Below are 984 nucleotides of genomic sequence, written 5' to 3'. Positions count from 1 at the left end.
CGTACAGAGGGCTGCAATACCGTGAGGTGGAGCGAATCCCTTAAAGCGCGTCTCAGTTCGGATTGGGGTCTGCAACTCGACCCCATGAAGTCGGAGTCGCTAGTAATCGCAGATCAGCAACGCTGCGGTGAATACGTTCCCGGGCCTTGTACACACCGCCCGTCACGTCATGAAAGTCGGTAACACCCGAAGCCGGTGGCCTAACCCCTTGTGGGAGGGAGCTGTCGAAGGTGGGATTGGCGATTGGGACGAAGTCGTAACAAGGTAGCCGTACCGGAAGGTGCGGCTGGATCACCTCCTTTCTAAGGAGCATTAGTACCGCTTATCGGCTCGAATGTGGCTGATGCGGTTGCTCATATAATTGGGTGGAACACTGACACGGTAAATTGTTTATCGCCTGGTGGCCGGCTTGTCCGGTCGGAGGGGTTTCGTCGGCACACTGTTGGGTGTCTGAGAGGACACGTCCTTTCTGTTGCTGCTGCGCGTCAGCGCCTGCGTACTGCGTCCCTGTGGGGGTGTGGGTGGGTGGCGGTGTGGTGGTGTGTGTTGTTTGAGAATTGTATAGTGGACGCGAGCATCAACATGACGCTGCACTGTTTTGGTGTGGTGGTCGTGTTTTTGTTTCTGTAATTTTACATGTTTCTGTGTAAGCATTTTGTTGTGTTTTTTTGGCGCTTGACGTCATGAAGGGCGCATCAGGTTTGTGATGGCTTTTGGTTGTCTCGGGTTTGGTGTGTGTTTTGTGTGTTGTAAGTGTCTAAGGGCGCACGGTGGATGCCTTGGCGCAAGGAGCCGATGAAGGACGTGGGAGGCTGCGATATGCCTCGGGGAGCTGTCAACCGAGCTGTGATCCGAGGATTTCCGAATGGGGAAACCCAGCACCAGTCATGTGGTGTTACCCGCCGTTGAATATATAGACGGTGTGGAGGGAACGAGGGGAAGTGAAACATCTCAGTACCCTCAGGAAGAGAAAACAATAGTGAT

General features: G+C 54.0%; 2 rRNA genes. Both read left to right on the top strand.

From position 1 onward, the window contains the following. Positions 1 to 302: ribosomal RNA gene (locus tag AXK61_RS16375) — 16S ribosomal RNA — on the top strand; the annotation flags it as partial. Between the two features lie 445 nt (positions 303 to 747). Next, positions 748 to 984, top strand: a 23S ribosomal RNA gene (locus AXK61_RS16370); the annotation flags it as partial.

The sequence above is a fragment of the Tsukamurella pseudospumae genome, from assembly GCF_001575205.1.
In the GTDB taxonomy this organism is placed as follows: domain Bacteria; phylum Actinomycetota; class Actinomycetes; order Mycobacteriales; family Mycobacteriaceae; genus Tsukamurella; species Tsukamurella pseudospumae.
The sequence above is the reverse complement of the archived record's forward strand: the minus strand, read 5'-3'. Positions and strand labels throughout refer to the sequence as shown.